The following is a 2,471-nucleotide window of genomic DNA, read 5'->3' as shown; positions in this document are numbered from 1 at the left end:
ACCGACCGTGCCGCGCCGCGACCGCCGCCCGCGCCGCCCGCTCGTCGGCCTCGCTCGGATACCGCCCGAGCTCCCCCAACCGCGCCGCCAACCGCTCCCGCAACCACTCCGGCGGCGCGCTCCCCTGGACGTTCACCGCGAAATCGACCATGCCCGGCAGCGCATCCACGTCCCCGTGATGCCGCAGCCCGGCAGCGTCGAAATCCTGATATTCGGTGTCGTCCGGCACAGCCGTCCACCCTACGTGGCCGCCCGGTACGCCCACCCGACAGAATGGCTGTCGTGGGCGAGCTGCATGTGACCTTCATCTGCACCGGCAATATCTGCCGGTCCCCGATGGCCGAGAAGATCTTCGCCGCGCATCTCGAGCGCGCCGGGCTGGCGGATCGGGTGCGGGTGAGCAGTGCCGGGACGGGGAGCTGGCATGTGGGGGACGAGGCCGACCAGCGCACGAATCTCGAGTTGCGAGCGCACGGGTATCCGACCGGGCATGCGGCGGCGGTGATCGGGGCCGACCATCGGGCGGCGGATCTGCTGGTGGCGCTGGATACCGGGCATGAGCGGGAGCTGGCCCGGATGGGGGTGCCGTCCGAGCGGCGGCGGCTGCTGCGCAGTTTCGATCCGCTCGCGGACGGGCGGTCGGTGCCGGATCCGTACTACGGCGATCAGGCCGATTTCAGGTTGGTGCGCGAGCAGATCGAGGCGGCCGTGCCCGGCATGCTGGACTGGGTGCGCGAACAGCTCGGTGAGCCGGGCGAGGAACAGGCCGGAGGCCGCCGCGCATGAGCTCGAAGACCTCGCTGCTGCGGCGCTTCACGTTCCTGTTGCGGCCCAGCTGGCTGATTCTCGCGGTCGTGGTCGCCGGATTCGCCTACCTGTGTTTCTCGGTGCTGGCCCCGTGGCAGCTGGGCAAGAACACCCGCACCTCCGAACGCAATGACCGGATCGCGAATTCGGTGCACGCGGACCCGGTCGACATCACCTCGATGCTGTCGGGCGGCGGCAAGGACACCGAATGGCGGCGCGTCACCGCGACCGGCACTTACGTGCCGGATTCGACCGTGCTGGTGCGGCTGCGCCATCTCGACGGACAGCCCGCCTACACCGTGCTCGCCGCCTTCCGCCTCGATGACGGCCGCACCCTGCTGGTCGACCGCGGTCAACTGGCCGCCGCCCAGGGCGGCACCAAGCCGCCTGCCACGATCGCCGTCCCGCCCACCGGCACCCAGCGACTCGCGGCCCGCGTCCGCGCCTCCGAGGGCATCATCGAGAAGAAGCCGCCCACCACGGAAGACGGCTACCGCCAGGTCTATTCGACCGACACCGAGCAGGAAGCCACCGTCCTCGGCCTCCCCCTCACCCCCATACCCACCGACGGCCGCGGCGGCTACCTCCAACTCGACGCCGACCAGCCCGGCGCCTTCACCCCCGACCCCCTCCCCCAACTCGACGCCGGCCCCTACCTCTCCTACGGCCTGCAATGGCTCGCCTTCGGCGTCATGGCCCCCCTCGGCCTCGGCTACTTCGTCTGGGCCGAAATCCGCGCCCGCCGCCGCGAAAAAGCCGAAGCCGCAACCCAGCCCGCCACCCCCGCCGAACCCGAATCCCCCACGCCGACGCCCCCGCCCACGACCAAGCCCAACGACCCAGCCCCGCAGCCGAAACCGACGACCAATGAAGCCCGCCTCGCCGACCGCTACGGCGGCACCCGCCGCTGACCCACCCCGGGTATGCGGTCCGACCGCTCGGATAGCCTCGGCGGGTGCGAATGGGGACTGCTACCGCGGCCGGGCTGCTGATCGGGTTCGGGATGGACCGGGTGTTCGGCGATCCACGGCGTGGGCACCCCGTGGCCGGGTTCGGGACGGCGGCGATGCGGGTGGAGGAGTTCACCTATCGCGATGATCGGGTGGCAGGAGCGGTGCACGAGATCGTGCTCGTGGGAGCGGTCACCGGATTGGGGCTCGGGCTCGGGCGGGCCGTCGGGGGACGTGGTCGGGGGCTGGGCGAGACGGTGTTGACCGCGGTCGCCACCTGGACCGTGCTGGGCGGGACGACGCTGGCGAAGACCGGGCGGGCGATGGCGGATCGGTTGGAGTCGGGGGATATCGACGGGGCGCGGGAGTTGTTGCCGTCGTTGTGCGGGCGGGATCCGGCGGTGCTGGACGCCGACGGATTGGCCAGGGCCGCACTCGAGTCGATCGCCGAGAACACCTCCGACGCGACTGTCGCGCCGCTGTTCTGGGGTGCGGTCGCCGGGGTGCCGGGGCTGCTGGCGTATCGGGCGGTGAACACGCTCGACGCGATGATCGGGTATCGCAACGAGCGGTACACCCGATTCGGCTGGGCGGCGGCCCGCACCGACGATGTGGCGAATCTGGCTCCGGCGCGGGTGAGCGGATTGATCACCGCCGCACTGGCTCCGGTGGTCGGCGGACGCCCCGCCGACGCGTGGCGGGCGTGGCGGCGCG

The 2,471-nt window shown here is 71.8% G+C and carries 3 protein-coding genes and 1 pseudogene; 3 read left to right on the top strand and 1 reads right to left on the bottom strand.

Features of this window, described 5'->3' with window-relative positions:
- A pseudogene (locus tag ACWELQ_RS43720) lies at nt 1–229 on the bottom strand (Rv2231c family pyridoxal phosphate-dependent protein CobC); the annotation flags it as partial.
- A gap of 44 nt (nt 230–273) precedes the next feature.
- Between ACWELQ_RS43720 and ACWELQ_RS43715 the strand changes: the two are divergent.
- The 3 genes from ACWELQ_RS43715 to ACWELQ_RS43705 form a co-directional block, all read left to right on the top strand.
- The gene (locus tag ACWELQ_RS43715) at nt 274–786 is read left to right on the top strand and encodes a low molecular weight protein-tyrosine-phosphatase (RefSeq protein ID WP_452402854.1); all 513 of its coding nucleotides are present in this window, start codon (nt 274–276) and stop codon (nt 784–786) included.
- Between the two features lie 17 nt (nt 787–803).
- Nucleotides 804–1,718, top strand: coding sequence for an SURF1 family cytochrome oxidase biogenesis protein (locus ACWELQ_RS43710; protein ID WP_452402856.1), 915 nt, complete (start codon nt 804–806; stop codon nt 1,716–1,718).
- A 50-nt stretch (nt 1,719–1,768) separates the two neighbouring features.
- Nucleotides 1,769–2,471, top strand: a 703-nt coding sequence (locus ACWELQ_RS43705; protein ID WP_452402855.1) for a CobD/CbiB family cobalamin biosynthesis protein, incomplete at its 3' end; no start/stop codon positions are given.

Source organism: Nocardia sp. NPDC004722, from assembly GCF_053601505.1.
Note: the sequence above shows the minus strand (reverse complement) of the source record. Positions and strands in the feature narration are given on the sequence as shown.

Excerpts from the sequence above, each read along its gene's own strand:
- ACWELQ_RS43715 (WP_452402854.1), top strand. The coding sequence starts at position 274 with ATGGCTGTCGTGGGCGAGCTGCATGTGACCTTCATCTGCACCGGCAAT.